General features: G+C 56.1%; 3 protein-coding genes. All 3 read right to left on the reverse strand.

Annotated elements, in window-relative coordinates:
• Positions 1 to 250 (reverse strand): DUF7415 domain-containing protein (locus tag AC1RO3_RS07980; RefSeq protein ID WP_481763928.1); only part of this gene is annotated, 250 nt, incomplete at its 3' end.
• Entirely contained in the window at positions 243 to 497 is a 255-nt protein-coding gene (locus tag AC1RO3_RS07985; protein WP_281116315.1) for a hypothetical protein, read from the reverse strand. The genes AC1RO3_RS07985 and AC1RO3_RS07980, both read right to left, overlap by 8 nt.
• Entirely contained in the window at positions 494 to 874 is a 381-nt protein-coding gene (locus AC1RO3_RS07990) for a hypothetical protein (RefSeq protein WP_281116314.1), read from the reverse strand. Before AC1RO3_RS07990 ends, AC1RO3_RS07985 begins: the two co-directional genes overlap by 4 nt.
• Positions 875 to 974 lie beyond the last annotated feature (100 nt).

The following is a 974-nucleotide window of genomic DNA, read 5'->3' on the forward strand; positions in this document are numbered from 1 at the left end:
CGAAGTCATCGGCCTTGGCCTGTGCCAAGGATTCGTGTTGCGCCGCCGTCTTCTCATCATACGCGAACGCGCCATCCGGAGCCACGAATGCGCCCTCCGATACACCAGTCGCCGGATCGTAGAACACGGCAAGCCCAAGCGGGTGCATGATCTCGTTGTTGATACGGTACAGCAGACCGCGATCCGCAATCTCGATCCACGTGACTTCCTGCATCGAGCCCTCGACTACACTATCCGTCAACTCAGACATCTTCAGTTTCTCCCTGTACAAGTTCAAAGATTCGAGCCTCAATCTCCGAAAACCCCTCACTCACGTGAATCGAGTCCACATCACCAGCGTACTGCTCTCTCAGGCTCTGGATGATGTGCCGGACTTCGTTGATTCGCGTCAACTGACCCATCTCGAAGGCGAGCTGCATCAGCCATTGCTCATGTTGGTTCAGAGCGCGCCCATTGAGCTTGATGCTCAACGATTCCATCCAGTCCTCGAACTTCATGCACGCTCTCCGCGCAAGGGCCGGGCCGCAACGTCGCGAATCCACTTCAGCCGACGCGGGTTGCGGTATTTGACCTCGTGCAAGTACTCGCGAAAAGCCCGCGCCGCCAACGCATCATCTTCGTTCCCGGCAGGCGGCACGAACTCATTGAACGGATATGTATCGTGCAGCCCCGCGATCACGAACTGGTTGATCAGCGCCTGACGGAATTCGCGGCTCTTTTTCCACGCCTCCGGCTGTTCCGACATGCGATCGTACAGCCAAACTTCGGCATTGAGGCACAGCCCCATACGGTCCATGAAGCTAGCGTGCTCCGGACACCCATCTTCGATCCAGCGGAGGATTTCACGGTGGAAGAGAATCAGATCGTCAGTCATTTTCGGCTCCTGAAATATAGAAAGCCCAGTATAGTTCTATACTGGGCTGCGGTCAACAATTATTTCGAAGTCGGGAGTACGCGTAGGGCACGCTCCAATC

This window comes from Dellaglioa sp. CoH-57-MRSF-19 (assembly GCF_056781975.1).